Annotated in this window: 25 protein-coding genes; 6 read left to right on the top strand and 19 right to left on the bottom strand. The window is 61.3% G+C overall.

Annotated features, from left to right (window positions below; genetic code table 11):
* The first annotated feature begins 17 nt into the window (after nucleotides 1–17).
* From hisC to QM716_RS23440, 3 genes are read left to right on the top strand one after another with little or no spacing between them, the layout of a single operon-like run.
* Nucleotides 18–1,073 (top strand): histidinol-phosphate transaminase, encoded by a 1,056-nt coding sequence (hisC, locus tag QM716_RS23450; protein ID WP_283306535.1) that lies wholly within the window; start codon nucleotides 18–20, stop codon nucleotides 1,071–1,073.
* On the top strand, nucleotides 1,070–2,764 hold the full coding sequence (locus QM716_RS23445) for a bifunctional metallophosphatase/5'-nucleotidase (protein ID WP_283306534.1): 1,695 nt from the start codon (nucleotides 1,070–1,072) through the stop codon (nucleotides 2,762–2,764). Before hisC ends, QM716_RS23445 begins: the two co-directional genes overlap by 4 nt.
* 37 nt (nucleotides 2,765–2,801) lie before the next feature.
* Nucleotides 2,802–3,671: an MYG1 family protein gene (locus QM716_RS23440; RefSeq protein ID WP_283306533.1), complete on the top strand. Its 870-nt coding sequence runs from the start codon at nucleotides 2,802–2,804 to the stop codon at nucleotides 3,669–3,671.
* Nucleotides 3,672–3,691: 20 nt separating this feature from the next.
* On the opposite strand, the gene QM716_RS23435 is transcribed toward QM716_RS23440, so the two are convergent.
* Complete coding sequence (locus tag QM716_RS23435) at nucleotides 3,692–4,702, bottom strand: alpha/beta hydrolase (protein ID WP_502942127.1); 1,011 nt, start codon at nucleotides 4,700–4,702, stop codon at nucleotides 3,692–3,694.
* 399 nt (nucleotides 4,703–5,101) lie between these two features.
* Here QM716_RS23435 and QM716_RS23430 point away from each other — a divergent pair, with 399 nt between their 5' ends.
* Together QM716_RS23430 and QM716_RS23425 are read left to right on the top strand one after the other, a co-directional pair.
* Nucleotides 5,102–5,722 carry a LysE family translocator gene (locus QM716_RS23430; RefSeq protein ID WP_283306532.1) on the top strand — a complete coding sequence of 207 codons (621 nt, stop codon included), beginning with the start codon at nucleotides 5,102–5,104 and terminating at the stop codon, nucleotides 5,720–5,722.
* Between the two features lie 25 nt (nucleotides 5,723–5,747).
* On the top strand, nucleotides 5,748–6,155 hold the full coding sequence (locus tag QM716_RS23425; RefSeq protein WP_283306531.1) for a DUF4259 domain-containing protein: 408 nt from the start codon (nucleotides 5,748–5,750) through the stop codon (nucleotides 6,153–6,155).
* Here the strand turns inward: QM716_RS23425 and QM716_RS23420 are convergent.
* Nucleotides 6,149–7,075 carry a D-isomer specific 2-hydroxyacid dehydrogenase family protein gene (locus QM716_RS23420; RefSeq protein ID WP_283306530.1) on the bottom strand — a complete coding sequence of 309 codons (927 nt, stop codon included), beginning with the start codon at nucleotides 7,073–7,075 and terminating at the stop codon, nucleotides 6,149–6,151. The genes QM716_RS23425 and QM716_RS23420 overlap by 7 nt on opposite strands.
* A 263-nt stretch (nucleotides 7,076–7,338) precedes the next feature.
* Between QM716_RS23420 and QM716_RS23415 the strand changes: the two genes are divergently transcribed.
* Nucleotides 7,339–7,917, top strand: coding sequence for a hypothetical protein (locus QM716_RS23415; RefSeq protein WP_283306529.1), 579 nt, complete (start codon nucleotides 7,339–7,341; stop codon nucleotides 7,915–7,917).
* A 15-nt stretch (nucleotides 7,918–7,932) separates the two neighbouring features.
* On the opposite strand, the gene yut is transcribed toward QM716_RS23415, so the two are convergent.
* The 17 genes from yut to QM716_RS23330 all read right to left on the bottom strand — a co-directional run bounded on the left by yut (nucleotide 7,933) and on the right by QM716_RS23330 (nucleotide 24,394).
* Complete coding sequence (yut, locus tag QM716_RS23410; RefSeq protein WP_283306528.1) at nucleotides 7,933–8,976, bottom strand: urea transporter; 1,044 nt, start codon at nucleotides 8,974–8,976, stop codon at nucleotides 7,933–7,935.
* Nucleotides 8,977–9,010: 34 nt separating this feature from the next.
* Entirely contained in the window at nucleotides 9,011–9,958 is a 948-nt protein-coding gene (locus tag QM716_RS23405) for an urease accessory protein UreD (RefSeq protein ID WP_283306527.1), read from the bottom strand.
* Nucleotides 9,955–10,596 (bottom strand): urease accessory protein UreG, encoded by a 642-nt coding sequence (gene ureG / locus QM716_RS23400; protein WP_007731713.1) that lies wholly within the window; start codon nucleotides 10,594–10,596, stop codon nucleotides 9,955–9,957. The genes QM716_RS23405 and ureG overlap by 4 nt, the downstream gene beginning before the upstream one ends.
* A gap of 10 nt (nucleotides 10,597–10,606) precedes the next feature.
* Nucleotides 10,607–11,320, bottom strand: coding sequence for an urease accessory protein UreF (locus tag QM716_RS23395; protein ID WP_283306526.1), 714 nt, complete (start codon nucleotides 11,318–11,320; stop codon nucleotides 10,607–10,609).
* On the bottom strand, nucleotides 11,304–11,951 hold the full coding sequence (locus QM716_RS23390; protein WP_283306525.1) for an urease accessory protein UreE: 648 nt from the start codon (nucleotides 11,949–11,951) through the stop codon (nucleotides 11,304–11,306). The genes QM716_RS23395 and QM716_RS23390 overlap by 17 nt, the downstream gene beginning before the upstream one ends.
* Before the next feature lie 9 nt (nucleotides 11,952–11,960).
* Nucleotides 11,961–13,679: an urease subunit alpha gene (locus QM716_RS23385; protein WP_283306524.1), complete on the bottom strand. Its 1,719-nt coding sequence runs from the start codon at nucleotides 13,677–13,679 to the stop codon at nucleotides 11,961–11,963.
* Between the two features lie 35 nt (nucleotides 13,680–13,714).
* Nucleotides 13,715–14,152: an urease subunit beta gene (locus QM716_RS23380; RefSeq protein ID WP_283306523.1), complete on the bottom strand. Its 438-nt coding sequence runs from the start codon at nucleotides 14,150–14,152 to the stop codon at nucleotides 13,715–13,717.
* A 29-nt stretch (nucleotides 14,153–14,181) separates the two neighbouring features.
* Nucleotides 14,182–14,484: an urease subunit gamma gene (locus QM716_RS23375; protein ID WP_283306522.1), complete on the bottom strand. Its 303-nt coding sequence runs from the start codon at nucleotides 14,482–14,484 to the stop codon at nucleotides 14,182–14,184.
* Nucleotides 14,485–14,535: 51 nt separating this feature from the next.
* Complete coding sequence (gene amt, locus QM716_RS23370) at nucleotides 14,536–16,215, bottom strand: ammonium transporter (protein WP_283306521.1); 1,680 nt, start codon at nucleotides 16,213–16,215, stop codon at nucleotides 14,536–14,538.
* A 574-nt stretch (nucleotides 16,216–16,789) separates the two neighbouring features.
* Nucleotides 16,790–17,785 carry a prenyltransferase/squalene oxidase repeat-containing protein gene (locus QM716_RS23365; RefSeq protein WP_283306520.1) on the bottom strand — a complete coding sequence of 332 codons (996 nt, stop codon included), beginning with the start codon at nucleotides 17,783–17,785 and terminating at the stop codon, nucleotides 16,790–16,792.
* Nucleotides 17,786–18,455: 670 nt separating this feature from the next.
* Entirely contained in the window at nucleotides 18,456–18,644 is a 189-nt protein-coding gene (locus tag QM716_RS23360; RefSeq protein WP_283306519.1) for a hypothetical protein, read from the bottom strand.
* A 13-nt stretch (nucleotides 18,645–18,657) separates the two neighbouring features.
* Nucleotides 18,658–19,194, bottom strand: a complete 537-nt coding sequence (locus QM716_RS23355) for a hypothetical protein (RefSeq protein ID WP_283306518.1) — start codon at nucleotides 19,192–19,194, stop codon at nucleotides 18,658–18,660.
* Between the two features lie 306 nt (nucleotides 19,195–19,500).
* A complete protein-coding gene (locus QM716_RS23350) occupies nucleotides 19,501–21,384 on the bottom strand; it encodes a hypothetical protein (RefSeq protein ID WP_283306517.1) in 1,884 nt (627 codons plus the stop codon).
* Nucleotides 21,381–21,719 (bottom strand): hypothetical protein, encoded by a 339-nt coding sequence (locus QM716_RS23345; protein ID WP_283306516.1) that lies wholly within the window; start codon nucleotides 21,717–21,719, stop codon nucleotides 21,381–21,383. Before QM716_RS23345 ends, QM716_RS23350 begins: the two co-directional genes overlap by 4 nt.
* 61 nt (nucleotides 21,720–21,780) lie before the next feature.
* A complete protein-coding gene (locus tag QM716_RS23340) occupies nucleotides 21,781–22,179 on the bottom strand; it encodes a hypothetical protein (protein ID WP_283306515.1) in 399 nt (132 codons plus the stop codon).
* An 89-nt stretch (nucleotides 22,180–22,268) separates the two neighbouring features.
* The gene (locus tag QM716_RS23335) at nucleotides 22,269–22,952 is read right to left on the bottom strand and encodes an MspA family porin (protein WP_283306514.1); all 684 of its coding nucleotides are present in this window, start codon (nucleotides 22,950–22,952) and stop codon (nucleotides 22,269–22,271) included.
* A gap of 590 nt (nucleotides 22,953–23,542) precedes the next feature.
* The gene (locus QM716_RS23330) at nucleotides 23,543–24,394 is read right to left on the bottom strand and encodes a glycoside hydrolase family 43 protein (protein WP_283306695.1); all 852 of its coding nucleotides are present in this window, start codon (nucleotides 24,392–24,394) and stop codon (nucleotides 23,543–23,545) included.
* Nucleotides 24,395–24,803 lie beyond the last annotated feature (409 nt).

Genomic DNA, 24,803 nt, shown 5'->3' with positions numbered 1-24,803 from the left:
GCGCGCATAATCGACTCGTGACCGCACACATTCGCCCTGACCTCGCCTCCATCCCCGCCTACGTTCCCGGACGCAGTTTTCCGGGTGCGATCAAGCTTGCGAGCAACGAAACGACGGTGGGCCCGTTGCCCGGTGTGCGTGATGCAGTCGCCGACGCCGTCGCGAATGCCAACCGCTACCCGGACAACGCTGCGGTCGCCCTCATCGATGCGCTGGCCACCTTCTTGAAAGTCGAGCCTGCCAACGTCGCCGCTGGTTGTGGCTCCGTGACGCTGTGCCAAGAACTCGTGCAGATCACGTGCGATCAGGGCGACGAGGTCATCTACGCGTGGCGTTCGTTCGAGGCGTACCCCGTGGTCACCCAGGTCGGCCACGCCGTCTCGGTCAAGGTTCCGCTGACCGAGGACTTCGGCCACGACCTCGACGCGATGCTGGCCGCGATCACCGATCGCACGCGGTTGATCTTCGTGTGCAACCCCAACAACCCGACCGGCAATGCGCTGTCGAGGGCGGAACTCGAAAGCTTCCTCGACGCGGTCCCGGCACACGTCGTCGTCGCACTCGACGAGGCGTACTTCGAATACTCACGCTCGGACGCCGACGGCATCGAACTGTTCCGCAGCCGCCCCAACGTCGTTGTTCTGCGCACCTTCTCGAAGGCGTACGGCCTCGCCGGCATCCGCGTGGGTTATGCCGTCGCGGAACCGGAGATCATCGTGGCCCTCGGCAAGGTGCACACCCCGTTCACCGTGAGCGCCGTTGCCCAGGCCGCCGCGATCGCTTCGCTGGCTGCCGCAGACGAACTGCTTGCCCGCACGGAGGGTGTCATCGCCGAGCGGACCCGAGTTCGGACCGCTCTGATCGAGGCCGGCTACACCGTCCCCGAGTCGTCGGCGAACTTCGTCTATCTCCCCCTCGGAGAGCTCTCTCCCGGTTTCGCCGAGGCAAGTACCGAAGCGGGCATTCTGATCCGTCAGTACGGCGTCGAGGGCGTCCGGATGACCATCGGCGACCCGCACGAGAACGACGCGTTCCTCGCTTTCGCGAACACCGACGTCGCGCACGACGCATGACGCGACGCATGACACGAACGTGTGCCGTGCTCGCAACGACCCTTCTCGCTACCACCGCGACCTCCCTGAGTGGCGTCGCCACCGCCCAGTCCCAGGACACGGTGTCCGTCCGCCTGTTGGCCTTCAATGATCTGCACGGCAGCCTCCGCCCGCCGGAAGGTATTCGCAGCGAGATCAGGCAGGCCGACGGCTCGCTCACTCCCGCCGGTGGCGCGGCGTACCTTGCGGCCTACGTGACGCAACTTCGCAGCCAAGCCACCAACTCGCTGCTGTATTCGGTCGGTGACAACTGGGGATCGTCGGCGCTCGAGTCGGCGATGTTCAACGACGAACCTACGGTCGAACTCCTGAACCGGATGAAGATCGACGCTTCCGCGATCGGCAACCACGAGCTGGACAAGGGGCTAGCCGAGTTCCGTCGCATGCAGTCCGGTGGTTGCTCCGCCGTCGACGCATGCACGTTCAGCCCGTCCTTCGGCGGCGCCAACTTCCCACTGATGGCCGCGAACATGACGTACACCAATGGCGCTCCGGCCACGCTGCCGTTCACCGTGAACATGGTCGACGGCATTCCGCTCGGAGTCATCGCGATTTCCCCCGCCAACACGTCGCAGATCGTCACGCCTCGCGGGATCGCCGATCTGCAGTTCGGCGACGAGGTCGAAGCGATCAACCGCACCGCCGACGTCCTCGACTTCTTCGGTGTCAAAGCCATCACCGTCCTCCTGCACCGTGGGGACGAACCAGCTGTCGAGGGCGGGCCGAACGACTGCAACGTCGAGTCAGGCCCGGCCCACGACATCGCATTGCGCGCATCGCCAAAGGTGGACGTCATCTTCACCGCCGACAGCCACCAGCAGTACAACTGCGAATTCCCTGACCCCGCAGGCAATCCCAGAGTCGTGATGCAGGGCGCTTCGCACGGCCGGATCGTGTCCGTCGCAGACGTGACTATCGATCGCAACACTCGCGAGGTCGTTCGTGATCAGACGTCCGCTTTCAATCAGATAGTGACACACGATATTTCGCCGGATCCCGACATTCAGGCTCTCGCCGACCGTGCCTGGTCGGAGGCGTCGGAAAGCGCTCAGCGACCGGTGGGGACCATCACCGCCGACCTGACACGGGACCGGGTACCCAGCGGCGAATCGACACTCGGCAACCTGGTCGCCGACGCTCAACTCGCAGCCGGATCGACACGAGGCGCTCAACTCGCGTTGACGAACCCCGGCGGCATGCGCGAGGACTTGGACTTCGGCACTTCCGGCCAGATCACCTACCGCCAGGCCTACGGTGTGCAACCCTTCGGTAACAGTCTCGAGGTGCTCTCCGTCACAGGAGCGGTGCTGAAGGACACTCTGGAACAGCAATTCCAGATCGGCGTCGACGGCGCCGGTACCGAGCGCATCCTCTCACCGTCCGCGGGCTTCACCTACACCCTGGACCGACGGGCAGCGCCGGGCACGCGCATCTCGGAAATGCGCCTGAACGGGCAGGACATCGCACCCGACGCCGTCTACAGCGTCGTGGTGAACAAGTTCCTCGCCGAGGGCGGGGACGGCTTCACCGCGCTGAAGAACTCCACCCAGATGACCGGTGCGGGCAACGACCTCGACGCCTTGACCGCCCTGTTCGCAGCCGGGTCACCGGTCTCGCCACCTGCCACCGACCGCATCCGCACCATCGGCTGAATAGGCATCCCCGCGCTCGATTGCCTAGTCTCGACGGGTGATCATCGCGACCCATAACGGCAAGTTCCATGCAGACGACGTCTTCGGCGTATCGCTGCTCAAGCAGCTGTACCCCGACGCCACCGTCGTTCGCAGCCGTGACGAGGACGTCCTCGACAGCGCGGACATCGTGCTCGACGTCGGCGGTCGCTACAACCCGGCCGAGGGCCGCTTCGACCACCACCAGCGCGATGCCGGCGAGCGAAGCAACGGCATTCTGTACTCCGCCTTCGGTCTGCTCTGGCAGGAATACGGCTTGAAGTTCTGCGAAGGCGACGCGTCCGTCTTCCGACGGATCGACAGCCGACTGGTCGAGGGCATCGACGCCGTCGACAACGGCCAGGAGATCTACACCCTCAACGATTTCGGCACCAAGCCTTTTGATCTGTCCTCAGTGTTGGACCTGTTCAACCCGATCTCGTCCACCGACGAGGAGTTCGACACCCAGTTCGAGTTGGCAGTAGTTCTCGCAACTCAGGTCTTGATTCGCCTGCGCGCCAAGTACGCCGGCGACGCGGCAGCCGAGCGCGAGTTCACCGAAACCTACGAGAAGGCAACGGACCCGCGCTTCGTCGTGTTGGAACGCTTCGTTCCCCACGGCCGCGCCGCATCAGCCCAGCCGAAACTGCTGTTCACGATTTTCCCGAACACCAACGGCGGCTGGTCGATTCAGACGGTAAAGCCTGCCGACTCCAAGTTCGGTTCACGAAAGCTGTTGCCGGAGCAGTGGCGCGGCCTCAACGGCTCGGATCTTGCCGCCGAGACGGGCGTCGACAGTTCGGTGTTCTGCCACAAGGCCGGGTTCATCGCAGCTGCGCAGACCCGTGACGGCGCACTCCAGTTGCTCGAACTGGCACTGGCCGAGTAATTCTCAGCTCACATTCCTGTTCACATTCCTAGCGCCGCCTTCACCGTCGGCCAGGAATCGTGAAGCGCGTCTTGCCAGTACGGCCATGAATGAGTGCCGGCGTTTCGATACGCGAACACTGCGGGAATCGACAGTTCCCCCAACTTCGCTTCGAACAGTTGCGTGCATGTGTTCGCGAGCGCCTCGAGCGGTCCGCCTTCGATGGCGGTCTGCAGGCCGCTCGGGGTGAAGATGTTGTCGTACTCTCCGGGTGCACCCGTACCCGAGGAAACGTAAATCGTCTTCCCACGCAGCGTTTCCGCGTTGGTGGACGGATCATGCTTTTGCCAATCAGGGTCCGATACCGGGCCCCACATGTTGGTGGCGTCGCCTGCCTTGCTGGCCACGGTGAGCCGCACGGAATCCTGCGAGGACGACTCGGAGTTGTCGAGACAGCCACTGTACGAGGCCAATCCGGTGTAGAGCTTCGGATGATGAGTGATGAGGTTGGCTGCGCCGAGCGCACCCATGGACACCCCACCGACCACGTTCGTCCCGTTTCCGGAGAACGCCGAATCGATCAACGCCGGAAGCTCTTCGGCAAGAAATGATTCCCACTTGTTCACGCCGAGATTCGGATCGTCGTTCTTCCAGTTGGTGTAGAAACTGCCGGTACCGCCTACAGGGAGAACGACGTTGACGTTCTTGTCGGCGAAAAATGCTTCGATGTCGGTCTTCTGGGTCCAGGTGCTCTCGGAGTATCCGGATTCCGAACCGGCACTGACGCCGTCGAGTAGGTAGAAGGACGGACGCGCGCCGGCATCGGACGCGGGATGCAGAACCTGCACTTGCACCTCGCGTCGCATCGCCGGCGAATCGACGAACACGGCACTGCGCGTGGGCGACAACCGCTCTATGCGATTGATGTGGGCGCCGGCCTGACCGGCCAGATCTCCTGGTGGATTTTCAGGCGCCGGTTCGGCATACGCCACTCCGCCCACAACAAGCGCGAGCACGACCAACACAATCCCGACAAACCCAAATCTCCGCATCCGTCAAGCGCCCCCTGAGCATCGCACGACTATCGTTAACCCTCGATTGGACAGGACGAACGTCCCGGGGTCAACCCACTGGTTGGGATTTATTACTCGCGGGTATCCAATGGAGTTGGACAGTTCTCCACCGATGCACACACAGGTGTGGATAACTTCATTCACATCCACTTCCCAGTTGTGCATAACCTGTGGACAAAGGGATGAATTACAACAGGGTTATTCCTTCTACCTGCAATGTTTCGTTTCTGCACAGTGTGCATAACTTTGTCGAACAAGGCTCGCGAGACTCCGCTTTCCGGGCGTGTCCACGCAGTTCACACCGTCGCGCCATTCTTTGTTCACAGGCACGGCACCACCGGTCGACAACGCTCCCCACCCCGACTTCATACTTGTTGCATGCTGACCGCTCTGCTCGCCGCCACAGCTGTGCTCGCCCTACTGACTCTGGTCCCGGGGCCGGACATGGCCGTCGTGACGCAGGCTGCGCTCGGCGCCGGAAGATCCGCCGGATTCCGGGTAGCGGCCGGCATAGTCTCCGGCCTCCTCGTGTGGGGGCTGCTGACCGTCCTCGGACTGTCGGCAATCCTGGCCGCATCCGCGGAGGCCTACACCGTCGTCAAGCTCGCGGGCGCCGCCTATCTGATCTATCTCGGGGTACGAGCACTGTGGGAGAGCCGGTCTTCGCGCATGCAACACAGTGTCGGCACTCCACGGTCGCAGAAGGCCGGAACGTGGAAGACGGGCTTCACCACCAACCTGCTCAACCCCAAGATCGCCGTCTTCTACACCGGACTGTTGCCACAGTTGGTTCCGGCCGGGTGGCCGACGGGACCGTCGCTTGCACTGCTGGTGCTCATCCACGCAGCCATCACCATCGTGTGGCTCAGCGGCTACGTGGTCCTTCTCTCGCGGGCGCGCAGCACCTTCGAGAAGCCCCGAGTGCGACAGGCACTCGAGCGCATAACCGGAACAGTTCTTCTAGGATTCGGAGCGAAGATCGCGCTCGAAGCGCGCTGACACGGCAATCGGAAAAGAGTAGACAGTGGGCGCGTGGGGATCGGGACCGTTCGAGAACGACGGCGCAGGGGATTTGATCGCGTCCGTCGGGCACGGTGATTTCACCTTCGAATCGGTGGAGTGGGCATTCGAAGACGACTACCTCGAGGTCGACGGCGGCCAAATCGCCGTCGCCTTGCTCGAATTGGTACTGATCGTGCGTGCCGATCGCAAGCGTGACCCTGCCGCCCGGGACCTCGATCTCGACTCCTTCACCTCGACCCTGACCAGTGAACGGCTCACCTGGCTGATCGAAATGGTGGAGCGCACCATCGCGTCGACCGATTCGGAACTGTTCGAACTGTGGGACGAGCAGGGACCGGAAGAGCTTGCCGCGTGGCGCGTGCCCGTCGTGGACGGTCTCGAGGATCTGCGCGTTCTGTCGGTTCAGTAACCTGCCGACGGATCGATTACCGCAGCAAGGTCCTCACCCACAGCGAATCGAGCGACGTTGGCGGCCACGTGATCTGCCAGCGCACGTGTGAGCGTCGTAGCCGGGTTGGCGACGTGCGGAGTGATGATCGCGTTGGGGAGCTTCCACAACCGGTGCCCGTCCGGCAGCGGCTCGGGGTCGGTGACGTCCAGTGCTGCACCGCCGATCGAACCAGCGTCGAGAGCATCGACCAGCGCGTCCGTGTCGACAAGGTTGCCGCGTGCGATGTTCACGATCCAGCTCGACTCCGACATCTGGTCCAGTTCGGCCTTGCCGACCAGATGCCGCGTCGCGGATGTCGACGGTGCTGCGATCACGAAGTGATCTGCCGTGGACCAGATTTCACCGGTACGGTCGGCCGAGAGCGTTTCGGCAGCACCCTCGACGGGAGTGCCCGAGCGGGTAATTGCGATGACCTTGACCTTGGAGGCGGCGAGGTACGGGATCAACGCCCGGCCGATTCCGCCGCAACCAATGATCGCCACGGTCGAGCCCTGCAGGGTGCCCACTCGCGGGTCGAACTCTTCCTTGCGCCACGACTGTGCCGCCAATTGTTCGGGGAGAGAACGTACTCCGGCGAGCAGGAGCATCATCGCATGCTCGGCCACGTTGCCCGCATACGCTCCGGCAGCGGAAGTCCAGACACGCTTCTCGTCGATCACCCCGGCGTCGAACCATGGCTCGATCCCGGCGAACGGCAACTGTACCCAGCGAACCGAATCGGGTAGCGACAACGGGAACGTGTCCGGCCCGTCTGCCCACACGACACCCTCCGCCTCTGCGAGTGGAACGAGAACTCCACCGGCTCGGCGAATCCCGTCGGCAAGGTGAGGATCCTCGACAGGACCGAGATGGATGCGAGGGGCGCTGGCGTCTGTCATGTGGATGCCTTCTATTCAAGGGAAGTGTCGGCGGGGCGTTCAGACAACGGCTGTCGTGCCGCCGTTGACTTGGAGGAACGGACCTTTGAAACGATCCGATGCCCTGGACACTAACAACATTAGTGATCCGACCAGCTCCGTCGTCTTTCGAGTTGCACAGAGTGCCGAACTTGTCTGAGGAGACATGTAGGTTCGCAACCGCTACCAGCCAAGTAGCCGGATGGGCATGAACGGGCAACTCGAACAGGTGGGGTATCAGCACAGTGAACAGCTATCAGTTCCTATTTCTGATTTCGACTGCGCTGATTGGAGCAACAGTCGGCGTTTACAATATCTACCTCACGAAGCGGACCGAAACCCGGAAAGAACTTGTTATGCAGGAAATCGCAATCAGAAGTGAAGCGAGCGCTGCCAGAGACTTTCTGAAATCCAAGAGGCAAGAAGCTTACGGCAAGTACTGGGCAACCAGGTCGAATTGGATCGCAGCACAATCAGTTTACGATGGATCTGCGCAATTGATTCTTTCCAGATCCGACCACGCAGATCAGGAAATAATGCGCGCCAGCCAAGGCATCCTGAACGAGGCCACAAATCAACTTCGAGCGGCGAGCTTGGAAGCGATGATCGTAGGATCAAGCGCAATTGCACAGTACATCGACGACGAGCTCAGTATCGCAAACGATGTCATCACTTTCTACGCTCTCGTTGGACAACCCAACCCTGATGTCGATGCGGCGTACATGAAGTACCGAGCGTCAATCCAACGCATGCACAAAATGGCGCTCCACTCGAACGAGTTCGTATTCCTTGCTCGGCTCGATTTGGACGCAACCGATGTCTGACAACCCAACCCACGATCAGCCGTTCGCCTTTGCGATCGAATCCCTGCCCTCGGCCGCTCCGCCCTCGATGGTGTCGTGCTGGATGGGAACGAACTTCTTCTTCGGCAGCAGGAACAGCCACGTCGCGAAGACGAACGGACCGGTACCCGCCGGCAGACCGATCGGAGCGAAGGCAGATACCAGGGTGCCGTGGATGACAACAGTCACCAGCACTCCGAAGACTGTGTAGACGAACACGCGCCACGACGGGTTGTAGAACACCGGACCCAGGGCGATTGCCGTCAGCACCGAACTGAGCCCGTAGAGACCATTACCGATGTCGACGGTGTTGGCGCCCAGCGCGAGTACCGAACCCATCGCTATCGCGGAGCCGATGAGCGCGAACACCGCCGCCCAACGCGACGCGACCAGCAGCGCGATCACGAAGATGATTCCGGTAATGGTGTTGTTGATCAGGAAGATCTGGGAGACGTTGCGGAACAGCGTGTCCCACAGAAAGCTGAAGGTGATGTCGGCGTCAGCCGACGCGTCCCCGATGTGCTGGGGAAACTGGCCTGCGCTGAGGTCCGACGTTTCGATCCGCAGAAACTGGAACGCCGCGAGGAGGAAGAACCAGTTGACGAGGTTGAACGGAAAAGTCAGCGCCGGCACGCCCCAGGTCTTGAAGACATTGGCGACAGCCAGGAACGCGATGGTCGACGCGGCAGCTCCCACCACGAGGTAGATCCACAGCATCACACCACCGGCAAGGAAGGTCGGAAAGGCAGCTCCCACAAGGATTCCGTTGTATCCGTAGAGGCCGATGCGCATCGAATCGTCGTCGGAGTGCAGCATCATGCCGGTGACGGTGGATACCACCAGACCCACCACGGCACCGATCGCCACGGTAATCGTGTCCGCGGCTATCGCTCCCCAGAGGATGCCGACCAGAAACAGCAGACCGGTCAGCGCATTGCCCTGGAACATCACCTGCCCGGAGCCTTTGAGATTCGTGTCGATGAATCTGAGCACGACGTTCTTGTCCGCGACGTCGTCCCAAGGTTTGGTGATGGTGGTCATCGCACGTCCCTCGATCCTTCTCCGGCGATCCGCGTCATCCCCAGAGCGGGACAGGCGGAATAGTGGTGTTCAGAACTGCCTTTCGCACCAGAGCCCAGAAATCACGAACCTTCGCCTTGACGGGTTCGCTCTCGGGACCGAGGACCTTGAAGATGAGACCGGCGTCGTTCGGTAGCCGACTCGCTCCGGAAACGACCTTGCCGTCACGGCCCGGAACTATCTCCTCGAGAATCGCGTCGGCGTGCTCCTTCGGTGTCAGCAGGACGACATTGCCGAAGACGTCGTGCTCGCCCATGATTCCGCCGTAGCGCACGGGAAAGCGTGCCGGTTCGATCACCAACTTCTCGGTGAAGAGGTTCTTCCCGTCCGGACGCTTCGCCTTGGTCAATGTGGAATACAGGTCGTAGACGAACATCTCTCCGCCGTCGTGATACTTGCGACCCGGCATCACGATCTCCGAGAACAACAGCGTCGCAGTCGGATCCACCGTGATGTCAGTGCGCGCGTAGTACCTCGCGTTGCGGTGTGGGATCGTCACTCCCGGCATCAGTTCGAGATACGAATTATCCGCGAGCACCACTTTCTGGAGTTGTGACGCGTGATTGGCATCCATCCGGTGGACTTTGGTGGCCGACTGGGTGGTCACGTGCGCGAGGGAACCCGGCTCCATCTCGATCGTCAGGAACAACCGATCGCCTTGCAGCACACTGCCGGACGTCGAGATCATGTAGACGCACGGCATGGTAGGCAACGCTTCGTCCCAGTACAGCGCCTGCTGAACGAGCAGCGGTGTCTTGCGGTACATGTCCCGCAGGATCGTCTTGTCGCCGCGGTCGACAAATCGCATCTCGAGAACGCCGGTCTTACCGACCTTGCCGGCCGGGGCCTGCTTCGGTTGGTCCTGGTACTGATCGAGTTCCGGGATGGTCGGGATCGGCCCCGGGAGCGACCGCGATGCTCCCGGGACGGGCGGTGCGCTCACGGTGCACTCGCTCCCACTTCCTCTTCGTCGAAGAGGACTCCGTGCACGATGAGGTCCACCACTTCCTTGATGCCTTCCCCGGTCATGCAATTGGTGAAGACGAACGGCTTGTCGCCGCGCATCCCCTTGGAGTCGCGATCCATGACTCCGAGATCGGCGTTGACGTACGGTGCGAGGTCGGTCTTGTTGATGACCAGGATGTCGGACTGCGAGATTCCCGGACCGTTCTTGCGCGGAATCTTGTCGCCTGCCGCCACATCGATGACGTAGATGAAGAAGTCGACGAGAGCCGGACTGAATGTCAGAGTCAGATTGTCGCCGCCACTTTCGATGAACACCACGTCGGTGTCGGGGAACGTCTTCTCCATGTCCTCGACGGCCGCGAGATTCATACTCGGGTCTTCGCGGACGGCGGTGTGTGGACAGGCACCCGTCTCGACGCCGACGATACGTTCCTCCACGAGAACACCTTTGAGAGCCTTGCGCACATGCTTGGCGTCTTCGGTGGTGACCACGTCGTTGGTGATGATCAGAACGCTGGTGCCCCGCTTGATGAACTCCGGCGTGATCGCCTCGATGAGCGCGGTCTTACCCGAACCCACGGGTCCGCCGATTCCGATGCGCGTTGTCTTCTTCATCGTTCTCCTTCTAGTTCATGAACATTCGGACGTGCGCCTTGACGTGCACCGCAGCCAGAATGTCGATCATCGGGGCGAAATTGGACATGTCGTCGAGGCCGAAGTAACGCACTGCGGCATACTCACGGCCGGCGGTCTGGTTGACCTCGAACAGAATCTCCTGAGTCGCAAGGTGATCTACTCGAACGATGCGCAGGGCAGCGCCGAGCAAGGTCATCGCGACACCGTACTGATTGACCGTGAAAGCGTCCTCCTCCGGAGAACCCATCTCCGCGAAGGCAATTCCGAGGCCGACGGGATAGGTACCCGGCGTCTCCCCTGATGCGATCGCGGCCAACCACTTGTTGAACAGGGTCTCCCCGGCCAAGCGCCCGCCGAGCTCGGCCAACTTCTTACCCATGCGGGTACTCATCGTGCGTGCTTCTTCGTTGAGCTTGCGTTCGATCACCGCATGATCGGCCGCGAGGATCGCCGAGAAGTCACCGGCGATCGCACCCCGATGCGCCGCGAGTACAGCGATACCGTCACACGTCGATCCCTGATGGGCGGCCGAGAGTACGAACTCCCGTAGCGACCGACCGTCGGTGACAATGCCCTGCGCCACGGCCGATTCCAAACCGTTGGAGAACGCGAAGGAACCGACCGGGAACATGGAATCGGAAAACTGCATCATCCGCATCGCACGATTGATGCTGAGCCCAGATCCCTCAGACGAGAGGGTCATGGGTATGCCCCTCGCCCTCACGCGCGGCCGCACCGAACAAGCGGCGTGCCTCGTGTGGAGCGATGTAGGGAATGACCTCCGCGCCCGGGATGAAGGTGTACTCGATGCCCTCGAAAGCATGTGTCCGCATCACCGAGCCCATGACCGCCTTGTCGACAGTCAACGGAACGTAGACCTTCATCCCCTTCACCACCGCAGGCCAGTGCTGGTTACCTACGGCATGTCCCAACTCCAGGCACGTCTGAATCATCTTTTCGGGCGTCACGTCGACCAGCGCACTCAGGTCGATCTCCAACACGTCCTTGAGGTTGATCCTGGCCACGACGACGGTGTTCTCCGGCTCGTCCCACAGCAGAATGTCGCCGTCCTGCAACTGAATACCGCGATCGAGCGAAACGGCCAGCTCACGGCCACCGATCGTGGTGCGCCGCAACCGGCTCTTCTGCGCTTCCCACTGATCGAGCGACAAGACGTCGACTACGGACTTTTCGAGTCGACCGGCCCACTCCTCGTCGGTCTCCTTCCCGAGCAGTGCGTCGACTCGAGTCGGCTTCCCCCTCGGCGCTGTCATTTCGCCGTGCGTGTGCGGCGTCGCGTCGGCGCCGTGCGTGTGTGTGATTGTTCCCGACACTGGAGACCCCTAACTGAAGAAGTAAAGTTGGTTCAAGCGAATGGATTCGGCGGGTTCGACGTACGCATGGACGCCGTCCGCAGTCACCGCGAACGTCTCCGGATCCACCTTGATTTCCGGAGTGGCCGAGTTACGAACCAGATCGCGCTTGGTGACCGTTCTGGTTCCCTCGACGGCGACAACCTGACGTTCGAGACCGAGCCGATCCTTGATCCCGTCGTCGAGGGCAGCCCGAGAGACGAAAGAGACCGAACTCTGCGGCAACGCTTTGCCGAATCCACCGAACATCGGCCGATAGATCACCGGCTGAGGTGTCGGCAGCGACGCATTCGGATCTCCCATCGCGTGCCAGCTGATCAGACCGTTCTTGATGATCGTCTTCGGCTTCGCGCCGAAGAATGCGGGCTCCCAGAGAACAAGATCTGCCATCTTCCCGACGCCGATCGACCCGACCACATGCGAAAGACCGAACGTCAAGGCTGGATTGATCGTGACCTTCGCGACGTAGCGCAACACCCGGAAATTGTCGTGAGTCGGCGAATCCTCGGGCAGCTTCCCGCGGGACCGCTTCATGCAATCCGCTGTTTGGATCGCGCGTAGCCAGTTTTCTCCGACGCGGCCCATCGCCTGTGAGTCACTCGAGAACATCGAGATGACGCCCATGTCCTGCAGTACGTTCTCGGCACCGATCGTCTCGGCGCGAACGCGGGACTCGGCGAATGAAACATCCGAGGGTACTTTGGGATTGAGGTTGTGACAGACCATGATCATGTCGAAGAGCTCGGCCTGAGTGTTGATGCCGTACGGCAACGTCGGGTTGGTCGACGCCGGAAGTACGTTGTCCTCACCCGTCACCCGCAGAATGTCGGGTGCGTGACCGCCGCCCGCACCCTCGCTGTGATAGGTGTGAATCGTACGTCCTTCGAAGGCCGCGATGGTGTCCTCGACGTAGCCGGCCTCATTGAGGGTATCCGTGTGAATGGCGACCTGAACATCCATTTCGTCTGCCACCCGCAGAGACTCACGAATTGTGGCCGGTGTTGCGCCCCAGTCCTCGTGAACCTTCAGACCGGCCGCACCGGCCTTGATCTGTTCGACCAGCGACTGATGCCCGGACGAGTTGCCCTTGCCCAGCATGCAGACGTTGACCGGCAAACCCTCGTTGGCCTTGAGCATCATCTCCATGTTCCAGATACCGGAAGTGATGGTGGTGCCGTTGGTTCCGTCGGTCGGACCGATACCACCACCGATCAGCGTGGTCACTCCCCCACTGAGCGCGTGGTACGCCTGTTGCGGTGATACGAGGTGCACGTGCGGATCGATGCCGGCGGCAGTGAGGATCATCTGCTCACCGGAGATCGCGTCGGTCGCCGGACCGGTGGTCAGCCCAGGGGTGACGCCATCCATCGTGCTGGAGTTTCCAGCCTTACCCCAGCCGACGATCTTGCCGTCCTTGATTCCCACATCTGCCTTGACGACGCCGATGGTCGCATCGACGATGACCACGTTGGTGATCACGAGGTCGAGGGCACCGTCGATGCTGCACGACTCCGGATCCTGGCCCATGCCGTCGCGCAGCGTCTTGCCGCCGCCGTAGATCGACTCGTCTCCGATGGTTCGAAGATCTTCCTCGACCTCGATGTACAGGTCGGTATTGCCCAGTCTGATCTGGTCACCCGTGGTGACCCCGAACAGACCCGAATACTCTTGTCTCGAAATGCTTGTCATGGGTGTTGCTCTCCTTCGTCCGCCGTCAACGAGAATCAGTCGGTTTGAGGTTCGGACAGGAAGCCGAGTTCTTCGGCACGCTGAACGGCGCCGGGTAGCCGAGGCCGGTAGGCGGCGTGGGTCGGCGCCCAACCGTCGATCAGTCCGTTGAAGCCTTGAACCCGTTGCTTGCCGCCGAACGGCACCAACGTCACTTCCTTCTCGTCGCCTGGCTCGAACCTGACCGCCGTGCCCGCGGGAATGTCGAGGCGCCAGCCGAAAGACTGTTCACGATCGAACGACAACGCGCGATTGACTTCCATGAAGTGGTAGTGCGAACCCACCTGGATGGGACGATCACCGGTATTTCGGACCCGCAGCTTCAAACGTGGACGACCCTCGTTGAGTTCGATCGGCTCGTCCCGCAACACGTATCCGCCGACCGGCACTTTCTTCTCGCCGACGGAATCCTTCTTCGTCGATTTGCTTGCCATCTTGGAGTGCTCCTGACATCTCGGTCGGGCTACTGGATCGGAGAGTGCACGGTGACGAGCCGGCTACCGTCGAGGAACACCGCCTCGACCTGCACGCGCGGAATCATCTCCGCGACGCCTTCCATCACGTCGTCGACCGTCAAGGCGTGCGCTGCATCGGCCATGACCTCCTCGAGAGTCTTGCCCTCCCGAGCTCCCTCCAGGGCGGCCGCAGTAATGACTGCGACGGACTCCGGATGGTTGAGCTTGAGCCCCTTGGCCTTTCGCCTCAGTGCGACATCCGCCAGCATGAGAATTGTCAGCTTGTCGAGTTCTCGCGGTGTCAGATGCATTCCGAACGCTCCTTGTCGATCATGCGGTAACTCCCTGTCGTCGCATACATGTCAGCTCCCCTGTTCCGTCGCTTCGGTGAGAGGTTCGGCCGCTTGCTGGACAAAGCCGCTCCTCCTGCCGCCCGAGTACTCGTTGATCGCGTCCAGAACCGCTTGGGCATGTTCCGAGGCGACCAGCACCTCGACACGCAACCGCTCGGTGAACACGACGTCGTTGCGTTGCCCACGGAACTTGAGTGAGGCCGAATCACTCGCGGAGACATGTGCTTCCGATACCACTATCGATTCCGCTCCGGCCGCCAGCAGCGCCTCCCGAAGCTTCTCGGACTCGATGGTCTGCAGCACCGCGGTGATGAGTTCGTGCTTCGGGGCGCCGAGGTTCGGAACGAGTTTTGCCCCCTCGATCAGGACCCCCGAGTCGAACCCGCTGGTCTGCGGCGCTCCGCCTGCGTCGACGAACGCGGCGTTGTAGCGGTACGCGTCCATGCCCTGCTGACGACGGTCGATGTCCACCTGGTCTTTCGGAGCCAGCTTGAGCCCGATGGTCTTCTCGATGCCCGTGGCGATCAGCCAGGTCACCACGAACGAGAAGGCGATGACGACGATCAACGCCAGCGCCTGCTCGCCGAGTAGTCCTGCCCCGCCGCCGAAGAAGAGTCCGTCGCGGCCGATCGAATTGATCGCCTTTTCGCCGAACGCACCGAGAAGGAGTGAACCGAGGATGCCGCCGATGAAGTGGACTGCGATGACGTCGAGCGCGTCGTCGAACTTGAAGATCGACTTGAGCGCGAGTGCGAAGTGGCAGATCAGTCCGGCAAGTGCGCCGATCGCCAAGGCGGAGAAGGTGCTGACGAAGCCGGCGCATGGGGTGATAGTTGCCAGACCCGCTACTGCACCGGTGATTCCGCCGATCGCCGTGGCCTTGCCCTCGGTATACCTCTCGATGACGAGCCAGACGACCATGCCGCCAGCTGCGGCGATGTGAGTGTTCATCAGTGCCTGTGCCGCAACACCATCGGCGGCCAGTCCGTCGCCTGCATTGAATCCGAACCAGCCGAACCACAGGATGCCTGCGCCGGTCAACGCGAGAGGCACCGAGTGAGGGACAGCCTCGGCATTCGGCCATCCCGGGCGTTTGCCGACCACCAGCAAGATTGCCAGTGCGGCGGCGCCGGCGGATGCGTGGACCACAATTCCACCGGCCCAGTCCTGAGCTCCGCGTAGCGCCAACCAACCTTCGGGATTGAAGAGCCAGTGCGCAATCGGGGGGTAGACGATGATCGACCACAGCACGAGCAGAACGGCCCAGCCCAAGGGCTTGAGCCGGTTTGCAGTCGCACCGGTGATCAGCGCGGGCGTGATGATCGCGAACATCATCTGATAGACCACGAACGCCAGAGTCGGTACAGCGACTGCACCTTCGATCAGGTGGAAGCCCGGGGCGGCGGCAGTGTGTATGTCCTGCAAGCCGAACAATTTGAGGTCACCGAGGAAGCCGGAACCCCAGTCTCCACTGAACGCGAAGCTGTATCCGAACACGACCCAGGTAATCGAAACGAGCCCGAGGGGAACGAGGTTCTGCTGCAACATGACGAGCGCACTGCTCCCGCGCACCAGACCGGCGTAGAAGAAGGCGAGTCCGGGAACCATGAACAGAACCAGGCCCGCGGAGATCAGCACCCACGCCGTATCTCCGCTGTCTATCACTGCTTCGGCTAACACCATTTCCATCGACATTGACGACCTCCGAGCATTATTCGGACCTGAACAAAGTCATTGGTTAGAGCAGCAATTCGCGATGTTCCGGTTCGCTGCGACAGTTACGTTACGCCCCACAGTTGCACCTTCTGAGCAAATCGGGGGAACATCCGGTTTTCACGTTTAGTAGAGCATTGCTCTGGTAAACGAGGTGACTTTGCCTAAACATTGCGGGCGCTCCACAACCTACAATTGCGGGATAAATTCTCGCCGAAAGTGGTTTGAGTTCCGCGAAATCGGGAACGTCACTGCTGGTGAGCGCCACTTCCGCAGGAGAAATACAGTTTCCAGCTCGGGACTTAGCTCCCTAACGAAGACAGCCGCGAGCGCCTTATCTGATTACCAACATCGGTGGCCTGCCTATTCAATCGGGCAGGTAATTTCGCCGAACATCTTCTCACCTGTTCAGATGATTAACCTTCACGCCCGTGAGGGCAATCCTGTCGTTAATATGATTTTCATCTGTGCTGGATATTTCGACCGGAAAATCCAAGATCACCTTTCGATAACCTTTAGCGGTGAAATGACTATCGCTGTAACTCTTTTGTTATGCAGAATCTCGAAGGGAGGATTGATCCCACCAGTCGAGCACTCGCATGCCGGACAGAGTCAGCCACTTCGACGACTCCCCTTCCGCGGCGTCGACCTCGAACCACACCCGTCCCGGTTGGCGACCGGCCTGGAGCCACGTCCCGTCCGAGGTTCGAGCGGCCCGGATGATCTCGATCGCCTCCGCCATCCGCGGATCAGGCTCATTTCCATCCGACAACGACGCTTCGCGGAAGTATTCGGCTGCGTTGAGCACGTTGTAGCGCCACCGGAACGGGTACCCGAACCGGCCGATCCAGTCCCCTACCGGTTCCCCGGTCGAGAGTCTCCGGAACAAACCGCGCTGCAGCAAGAATTCCTCACCGGATCGCCGAGCCGCGCGCGTCTCATCTGTCCCCCCGGTCGCGATCACGTACGCGAGAAGCCCTTTGAGTGAATTGAGCGTCGAATGGTACGACGATCGCGTCGAACCTTCGATCCACTCGCAGTTCCACCCGCCATCCGGAAGTTGATGCTGCACAAACCAATCAGCCAGTTCATCAACACACACGTCGAGCCACACACCGTTTGCCACCGTCCAAGCGTTGATGCAGCAATCGACCTCACCGTCCCAGTACGGCCGTCCCTCGTACTCCCAGCGACAGTTCTCCGCGACCAGTTCTGCAGTACGACGCTTTCGCAGAACACTGGCGTCGAGGCCCCACTCACGCAAGGAGTTGAGCGTCCACGTTGTTGCAGTCCAGGGTTGCGAACCATGTTCTGCTGCTTCGGATCCCGTGAAGTCGAACCCTGCCGGGAAGAACGCTCCCCCTGCCCATTGGCCATCAGCGTCCTGCAATGAAAGCAGGCGTGCGCCAAATCCTTTGGCAGCGATCGACGCGCGCGTCGCCGCCCACACAGTGGGCCCTTCGTTCAACAGGTCGCGCTCCACCTGCCACCGAATCGCTGGATCCGAATCGAGGAGCCACGCGAGCAGGTCGGTTCGGGGTGCCATCTGGCAATACTATCGAAAGACGAAGCAGGCCATCCGGTTAACGTATTTCTCGACGTCTGATGCAATGGTGAACTCCGGATCCCGGAATGGAAGTACGTCTCCCATCCCACCTCGACCTCACCTTTCGACCAATTTTGCAGGTCGTAGTAGTCGCCGATGCTCCACCGAGCTCGCTCCGGTTCCCAATGCTTGACGATTACCTTCATGATCGCGTCTCCGATGTCAGGGTCGAGGAGCTGCCGGGTGCTGTCGGTGAGCTGCCCCTCTGTCGGCAACGCTACCTGAATGCTGTTGGGGAGCAATGGTTTCCAGCCCACCCACCCAAGCGAGGATCCGTCTCGCGGTCCCGTCTTCGGGGGACAAGCCGATGCTGTACCCCGGCCCGGGGGTGTCCGAGTATCCCATCTCCTTCGAGCGGGAATGCTCGATCGTTCGCGCTCTCCGGCGGTTCATCAGCGGGGGTAGGGACGCGATCATCGCCACCCCTCCGGGGGTGATTGCACAAATCGCGTAAAAGGTGGTGATGGTGCCGGTTGCGGAGCGATGTGTTGTCGGCACACAGGACTATCCCGCTGGATCCGCAGACTGAGTAGCGCGACAGCGGAAAACTGTTTGCTCTGGCTGTTTCCAGGTTCTTCATCCCGCGCGGCCGTCGAACAGGATATGTTGCTCACACTGCCCGACGTTGTTGTCGACGCCATCGGTGGAAGAGGATCTGCACGGCGCGAGCAGCAATGAAAACAACAGCGGCGAAGGACGCTCCGAAAACGAACGCCGACTCGGAAAAGGCCATGAACAGCACCGCAAGAACTGCCAATACGCCGAGTACAGCGAGCGCAATCATGTCCGGATTCTTCATGAGCCCGGATTCTTCATGAGTCCGCTTTCTGTTCGGTGGTGTCTTCTTTTATCGCGTGGTGCGCGATTTCTTCCGGAAGGGCGCTCATCTCACCCGTCCATCCGCCGCATTCGAGGCGTACGTAGCCGTCTTGAAAGGGCGAGGTTTCGGTGATGATTCCCGGCCCTATCCGGTAGAGCGACGATCTGTGCGAGGTGTTCTCGACACGGACACCTGGTTTGAGTACGAGGTCGAGTGCGTACCGCCCGCGGGCAGAGGTTTCGATCGTGTCGATATCGGTCCAGCGCAGATATCCGCCGTACGCGCGGCCGAGCTCCATGCGCATACCATCTGCATCGATATCAATACGAAACTCTCCTACGTACCTCAGGGGGGAGAAAATGCTTACGCCAATACCGAATGCACCGAACACCAACCACCAGTTCGCGTTGAAAGAGCCACCGTCACTTTTACTCGCGTAGTTGAGGCCGATCCCGATGCACGCAAGACCACAACTGAACATAGCTGACCACAGCCACAATGCCGATGCCCACCGGGTTGAGGCGGTCATGGTGAAAGTGTTGCCCCGACCTATTTCTCGCGAGTTCGTCGCGGGTTTAGGAGGAAGGGCCACGAACGTCACCATCGAAATGCAGCACACAGCGCCGCAGGCCGCAGCAAGCGCCCCCAATCCGAAAACCGTATCCGAGGAAGCCTCGTACATCACGATCGAACTGATCCCGAAGACAACGACACTGACAATGAACGCGAGGAAGCCCAGCTCGCCGCGTTTTTGGGTCCATCGAGCATGGAGGGTGCGTGTAGGTTCCGTCCTCGAAGTCATCGAACTACCTTTGCTTCTATCCGAGCTCGTCATCTAGTCCCAGAACTTCGATATCGCCCACGCCGCAGCATAGCCAGCGGCCACACCAAGGGCGACCGCGACGACCACGGGGGCGGCACCGACAGCAAGCACCGCGCCACCGACAGCTGCCGCTGCGACAGTTCCTCCCACGTTTGTGGCGACCGATTCGGCGGCACTAGGTCCGTTTTCTGATGTGAGATCGGAGGCTATCGCTGCTCCTGTGACGATCAACCCCAGCGCAGGGATCGGCTTCGCGAGGCCCTTCACACCATTCAGTGCCCCTTGCCTGATCCCCCTTGCCGACGACACGTTCGGCGTCCTCGTCGCAGTAGCTTGTTCCGCCATTTGCCCCGGAGTGTCAACGATTCCACCGATCACGTTGAGTGGACCGAATTGAGTGGTCCAATTGTCGTCGGTCGATGGCTTGCCCTGCGGTGACGTTCGGGGAGTCATCGAATTCGGTGCCCCATCGCCGGTGGTGCCGGGTTTGATCGGGGCATTGCCGGTGAAACCGTCCGGGACGTCGCCGTGCGCAGCGGCAAGTTGATTGACCGCTTGCTGCTCCGCACTGACGGGCGGCTTTTTTGCGCTGGTGCGCTGGGTCATCGAGTTCGGTGCCGACGTATTCCCACCAGAGGTGTTGCCCGAATTCGTGTTTCCACTGTTTTGCGGTTTCCGCGGACTCGTGCGGGGGGTCATCGAATTCGGTTTCGACGTCGTGTTCGAGCCTTTCGGTATCTGTTTCGAGGCCACCGATGCTGGTGCCTTCGCCTTCTTTTCCGGTGGGTCCGCCAAAATCGGGTACGCGGTCGCTTCGTCGGCGTACACCTTCTGAATGAGACGGCCGTCGCGAACTTCGTAGTCGGTGGGAACAGGATTGCCGTTGGCGTCGTACGCCCACGGAGCTGCGACGACCGAGACGGGGTTTCCGTCCGCGTCGAAGACGGTGACTGAGCCGTCCGGATTAACGGTCATGTGTCCGCCGGGCGGGACGTCGACGGGGATTTCCGCTTCGTGTGAGGACGTCGCGTCGTGGATGAGGAAGAACGTACGGCGTCCTCCGCCGGGTTCGGTGACAGTGATCTTCGACTGGCCACCCTTCGCGTATGCCGTCAGCGGGGAGGCGAGGGTACCGACTGCCTGGGAGAGCATCGATTCCGGCGTACGCCCACCCAACGGCATGCGCGGGCCGAATGGTGAACGACGCCCACGTACTCCGATCCCGCCGGCAGTGAACGCCGCGGCCCCGACGAGGACCAGTTCGAGGTAGCGGTCCCGTCCATCGTCTTCGTTGAGCCCGGAAGGCGCGACAGTGGGGGCTGATTCCGACTGGGTCGGAGCATTATTCGGCGTCGCTGCGGGTACTGGTCCGGGACCACGATCGGTGGTGGTTCCCTCACCCGGGGTGGGTGTGGGTGAGGGAACCGCTGATGCCGATGCATTGGGGAATGCACCGACACCAGTTTCCGAGTCCGAGGACTCGGAAGCAATGGGCGGAACCTCGATCGTCGGTACAGGGACGATGGGGGTGCCGTTGTAGGTGGGAAAGTTCGTCGGAGCATTGGCCCCGACATTCGGGCCACCGCCTGGAGCTTGCGCACCGGGGAGCCCGACGGTGGTCGTCGGCGCAGCTGTCGCGGTCGTGGACGGCGCGCTCAGGCACGGGTTGATGATCTCAGGCGGGATGGGTGAACCAGGTGGCAGCGACGCAATCAGATTCAGGTAGATCTGATGATCACGTGCCCGCACCGCCGCACAGTCATCTTCCGGTGTCGCGTGCGCGGGAGCGGCGGTGAGCGCGATTCCCACACCGATCACCCCGGCCGCTCCCGTCAACAGCGCTCCGGCGGCGAGCACTCCCGCGAGAGTACGGCGAAGTCGCCTATCGGACTTCACCGGTGCGCACCACGATTGTCACTCTTCTTCGTCCGGAGTAGCGCGACGAGTTTGTCTGCGCCCCACCAGAACAACCGTCCGGAGATCGACATCCACAGGAAGAACGCCAGGTACACCAAGATCGTTCCGTAGTCGTTCGCCCAGCCGGCGAGCTTCCCGATCACCGCGAATGCCGCGATCAGCAACCCCAGTCCCACTGCCGTTGCGATCACAGCCTTGGACAGTGGACTGAGTTCGCTGTCCGGATCCCAGTCATCTACGTCTGCAACGTGTTTGCTGTCGACGGCAGCAGGTTCCGCTTGGACACTGCGGCGTTCGGCGTTGTTGACGGTCATGGCTGGAACTCCAAATAGGAAGGGGAGCGGGGACAACGGGTCGCCGGTGCTGGGCGCGGTATCAGTTCCAGTACTGATAGGTCAGGGTGACGTACCCGGCGTTGGCCGGGTTGTTCGGATCAGCCAGGTAGACATCGACGTAGCCACCATCATGGGCAGCGGCTTCGCCGATCACTACGCGGTCGGGGGCGCTGAGCTTGCCATCGGGGGCGACGGTGAGCGCCGAGCCCGGTGCGAGCTCAATCCACCGCTGCGAGCCTGGAACGATGTCGGAGATGGCGTCAGGGATCGGGCTCGCCGCCAACGCCGCGGTTTCCGCATTCGAGAGCGACAGACCGATCCGGCCGAGCTCAGGTTCGACGATCGGAGTTGCAGCAGATGCCGCTCCGGCGCCGAGAACACCGATCAGGGCAATACCTGCGGTGAGGGTTCCGGCAGTGGCCAAGGTACGAATCTTCATGATTTCTCCTATGTGAGCACGATCAGTAACCACCCCTGGACGGGACGGATCGGAAATAGTCGCCAGCAGCGCTGACGACGGCTGCGTGGTCAGAGCCAGGTGGGATCGGAGTACACGAACAACGTGTTATCCGACGTCGCCGTCGACACCGAGAGTTGTGCGTAGGAGCGGATCGTCACCGGCCCCATGCACGCATCAACCTTCACGTGCACGCTCTCTGCCGTGATCGACGCCTTCGACGACTCGAGATCCTTCTTCCCCAACGGAATCGTCGTGATGGTTCCCGGCGCAATCGTCGACTGGATGCTCGGATTCACCGACGCGTTCACACCCACGTTCGCCGACGGGACACCCGAAATACTCACACCGACAGACGGGCCGAGCGAAAAGCCAAGCCCCAAGCCAAGTCCGGAGGAGACATCGATCTGGCAGCCGATCTGCAATCCCTGCTCGACATAACCGGTCTTTACTGCCGAATCGCCCTGACCACCGATCGTGCCGGTCACCTTCGCCGACACGAACCCCTCTCGAGTGAACGCCGTCGTCGCCAGATTCGGCACCGGGTTCGCCGACAGTTTCGTGGCGGCAAGATCCAACGACCAGCCGTCGTCGGTGACCGTGCTCGCGAATTTGTCCGCCAACGCCGTCGGCGTTGCCGATGCGCTCCCTGCGAAGACCACACCCGACGACAGCGCGGCAACCGCACACGCCGCAAGCCCCACTGCGGCCTTCGATCGACGATGGGATACGCCGTTTTCCGATTCGATCGACATGAACTGCTCCTCCACGTGACACAGCAACCAGAGCGGTAGCCGACAACTAACTGGCTTAGTTACCGGACGGTACCAATCGTCCTGTTCGCCCGCCAGCGCGCCGACTCCCTCATATTGGATTTAGGGTGAACTTTCGGTAACAGCTTTATCTCGACAGGCTGATCAGCAGCAAAAAGGACCTAGGCCCCAATATGAGCAAGGCCACAGTTTACGGACGAGAAGATCCATCAGAAACAGTGTGGCAAATCGAACTGAAGCCGCAATTCCCAGGTTTCAGAGCAGCTGAAGGCCGAAAGTGCAGATAGCAAGCAGAGCACGTACTTGAATATGTAACTAACAGGCACTAGTTGGCAATCGATCGCGAATTGCGGAGCCCGAGCGGGGCCCGAGGAGTGCAACCCTGCACAGTTCACGCGGAGATACTCACTTCGTGGTCGGCGCGAATTCGCAAGACCCTCTTACGTTGCACCGTTAGCTTGTCAATCACTGATACGCGCAGACGGCGCACACAAGTAGTACGCCAGTACGAGAAAAGGCTCTGACCAAGACCGGAGTCCTTGATCAGAGCCCTACCAACTCGGGATCGAAAGTTATGCCGGTTCTCTCATGATGCCGAGATGCCGTGCAGTCCCGGACACCCCAGGAACCTCTTGCACAGGCGACCAGGTGTTAAGCCCGTCCGTGCTGTCGGAGTAGAGATACTTTCCCTCGGTATAGGCGTCGAGATAGATCCGCCAGTCGCCGCTCGGCAACTGAACCACGGCCGGACCTTCGACAAGCGAACCCCAATTCCCTGGCGGGACAAACGAATAAGGTCCTGTCGCCGAAGGAGCGACCGCATGCTCGACGACCTTCTTCGTCTCGTTCTTGGTGAACGCATGATAGGTCGATCCCACTTTGACCACGGTGGTGTCGATGTGGTCCGCACCGATCCCGGCGAGCGGAACAGGCGGACTCCACAACCGGAGCGACGGTTCCAACGCCGTCATCAGATACGGCACAAACCCTCCACCGGTCGACATCGACAGGATGACGTTGACGCGATCGCCGTCCACAAACCATTCAGGCGCCCAGGCCTTGGTGACGAATGGTGACAGCGACGGTCCGTCGCTGAAGCCGGCCGAACCCGAGAAGCCCGGCGGGCTCGCGGAACCGGTGCCATCTCCCGTACCAGGCATGAGGGCGCAGCAAAACGGAACCGGATAGTTCCCCAGCGGCGTCCAGTTGACCCGGTCGCTGCTGCGTGCGAACCCGATATTGGCCCCACCACCCGTCGTGTAGGTGAGGTAGTACAACCCGTCTGTGTTCCGGAAGATGCTCGGATCACGCACGAGCCCTGACGGCGGCCTGTACGCCGACTGCTGGACGAGTTGAAAGCCGGTGCCGTCAGCCGACTCGTAGACATCCATGTCACGGTCGCTGGCATTGCTGAACGCCACCATTGTGTATTTCCAGTCAGGCGGCGGCGCGGCGCTGCTGGCAGGGGCAGCGACCAGCAACCCCGCGACGACGAGGATCACCAGCGATACAGCAGAAAGGCCGGTCCGTTTTGTCGGAATCACCGATGAAGTATGTATGACAACAGGCGCACCATGGGTAACTTCGGCCGGAGGTAGAGCAGGATCGTTATCTAAATCGACTCGTCTTGAAGTGAGGGCGGGACGCCGGCAAGGTCGGCCGCTAGCATCACGCCATGGAACTTGGGGTGCATTTCGCACCTGGCACCCGATCGGGTCGCCGAAGGAGGTGGTGGACTTCTTCCAGCGCGCGGTCCGAGAGCGTCGCCACGTGGTGTTCACCGTGCGGTTCTGACAATCGACCGCACATCATCGAGCATCGAGGTTCCGAAAG

It is taken from the genome of Rhodococcus sp. IEGM 1409 (assembly GCF_030056735.1).
Lineage (GTDB): Bacteria > Actinomycetota > Actinomycetes > Mycobacteriales > Mycobacteriaceae > Rhodococcus_F.
Note: the sequence above shows the minus strand (reverse complement) of the source record. Positions and strands in the feature narration are given on the sequence as shown.

What these genes read in the sequence shown, in the direction of transcription:
- QM716_RS23445 (WP_283306534.1), top strand. Translation starts at nt 1,070, where the DNA reads ATGACGCGACGCATGACACGAACGTGTGCCGTGCTCGCAACGACCCTT.
- QM716_RS23435 (WP_502942127.1), bottom strand. Translation starts at nt 4,702, where the DNA reads ATGCGGAGATTTGGGTTTGTCGGGATTGTGTTGGTCGTGCTCGCGCTT.
- QM716_RS23430 (WP_283306532.1), top strand. Translation starts at nt 5,102, where the DNA reads ATGCTGACCGCTCTGCTCGCCGCCACAGCTGTGCTCGCCCTACTGACT.
- QM716_RS23420 (WP_283306530.1), bottom strand. Translation starts at nt 7,075, where the DNA reads ATGACAGACGCCAGCGCCCCTCGCATCCATCTCGGTCCTGTCGAGGAT.
- yut (WP_283306528.1), bottom strand. Translation starts at nt 8,976, where the DNA reads ATGACCACCATCACCAAACCTTGGGACGACGTCGCGGACAAGAACGTC.
- ureG (WP_007731713.1), bottom strand. Translation starts at nt 10,596, where the DNA reads ATGAAGAAGACAACGCGCATCGGAATCGGCGGACCCGTGGGTTCGGGT.
- QM716_RS23395 (WP_283306526.1), bottom strand. Translation starts at nt 11,320, where the DNA reads ATGACCCTCTCGTCTGAGGGATCTGGGCTCAGCATCAATCGTGCGATG.
- QM716_RS23385 (WP_283306524.1), bottom strand. Translation starts at nt 13,679, where the DNA reads ATGACAAGCATTTCGAGACAAGAGTATTCGGGTCTGTTCGGGGTCACC.
- QM716_RS23380 (WP_283306523.1), bottom strand. Translation starts at nt 14,152, where the DNA reads ATGGCAAGCAAATCGACGAAGAAGGATTCCGTCGGCGAGAAGAAAGTG.
- QM716_RS23375 (WP_283306522.1), bottom strand. Translation starts at nt 14,484, where the DNA reads ATGCATCTGACACCGCGAGAACTCGACAAGCTGACAATTCTCATGCTG.
- amt (WP_283306521.1), bottom strand. Translation starts at nt 16,215, where the DNA reads ATGGAAATGGTGTTAGCCGAAGCAGTGATAGACAGCGGAGATACGGCG.
- QM716_RS23365 (WP_283306520.1), bottom strand. Translation starts at nt 17,785, where the DNA reads ATGGCACCCCGAACCGACCTGCTCGCGTGGCTCCTCGATTCGGATCCA.
- QM716_RS23360 (WP_283306519.1), bottom strand. Translation starts at nt 18,644, where the DNA reads ATGAAGAATCCGGACATGATTGCGCTCGCTGTACTCGGCGTATTGGCA.
- QM716_RS23355 (WP_283306518.1), bottom strand. Translation starts at nt 19,194, where the DNA reads ATGACCGCCTCAACCCGGTGGGCATCGGCATTGTGGCTGTGGTCAGCT.
- QM716_RS23345 (WP_283306516.1), bottom strand. Translation starts at nt 21,719, where the DNA reads ATGACCGTCAACAACGCCGAACGCCGCAGTGTCCAAGCGGAACCTGCT.
- QM716_RS23340 (WP_283306515.1), bottom strand. Translation starts at nt 22,179, where the DNA reads ATGAAGATTCGTACCTTGGCCACTGCCGGAACCCTCACCGCAGGTATT.
- QM716_RS23335 (WP_283306514.1), bottom strand. Translation starts at nt 22,952, where the DNA reads ATGTCGATCGAATCGGAAAACGGCGTATCCCATCGTCGATCGAAGGCC.
- QM716_RS23330 (WP_283306695.1), bottom strand. Translation starts at nt 24,394, where the DNA reads ATGGTGGCGTTCAGCAATGCCAGCGACCGTGACATGGATGTCTACGAG.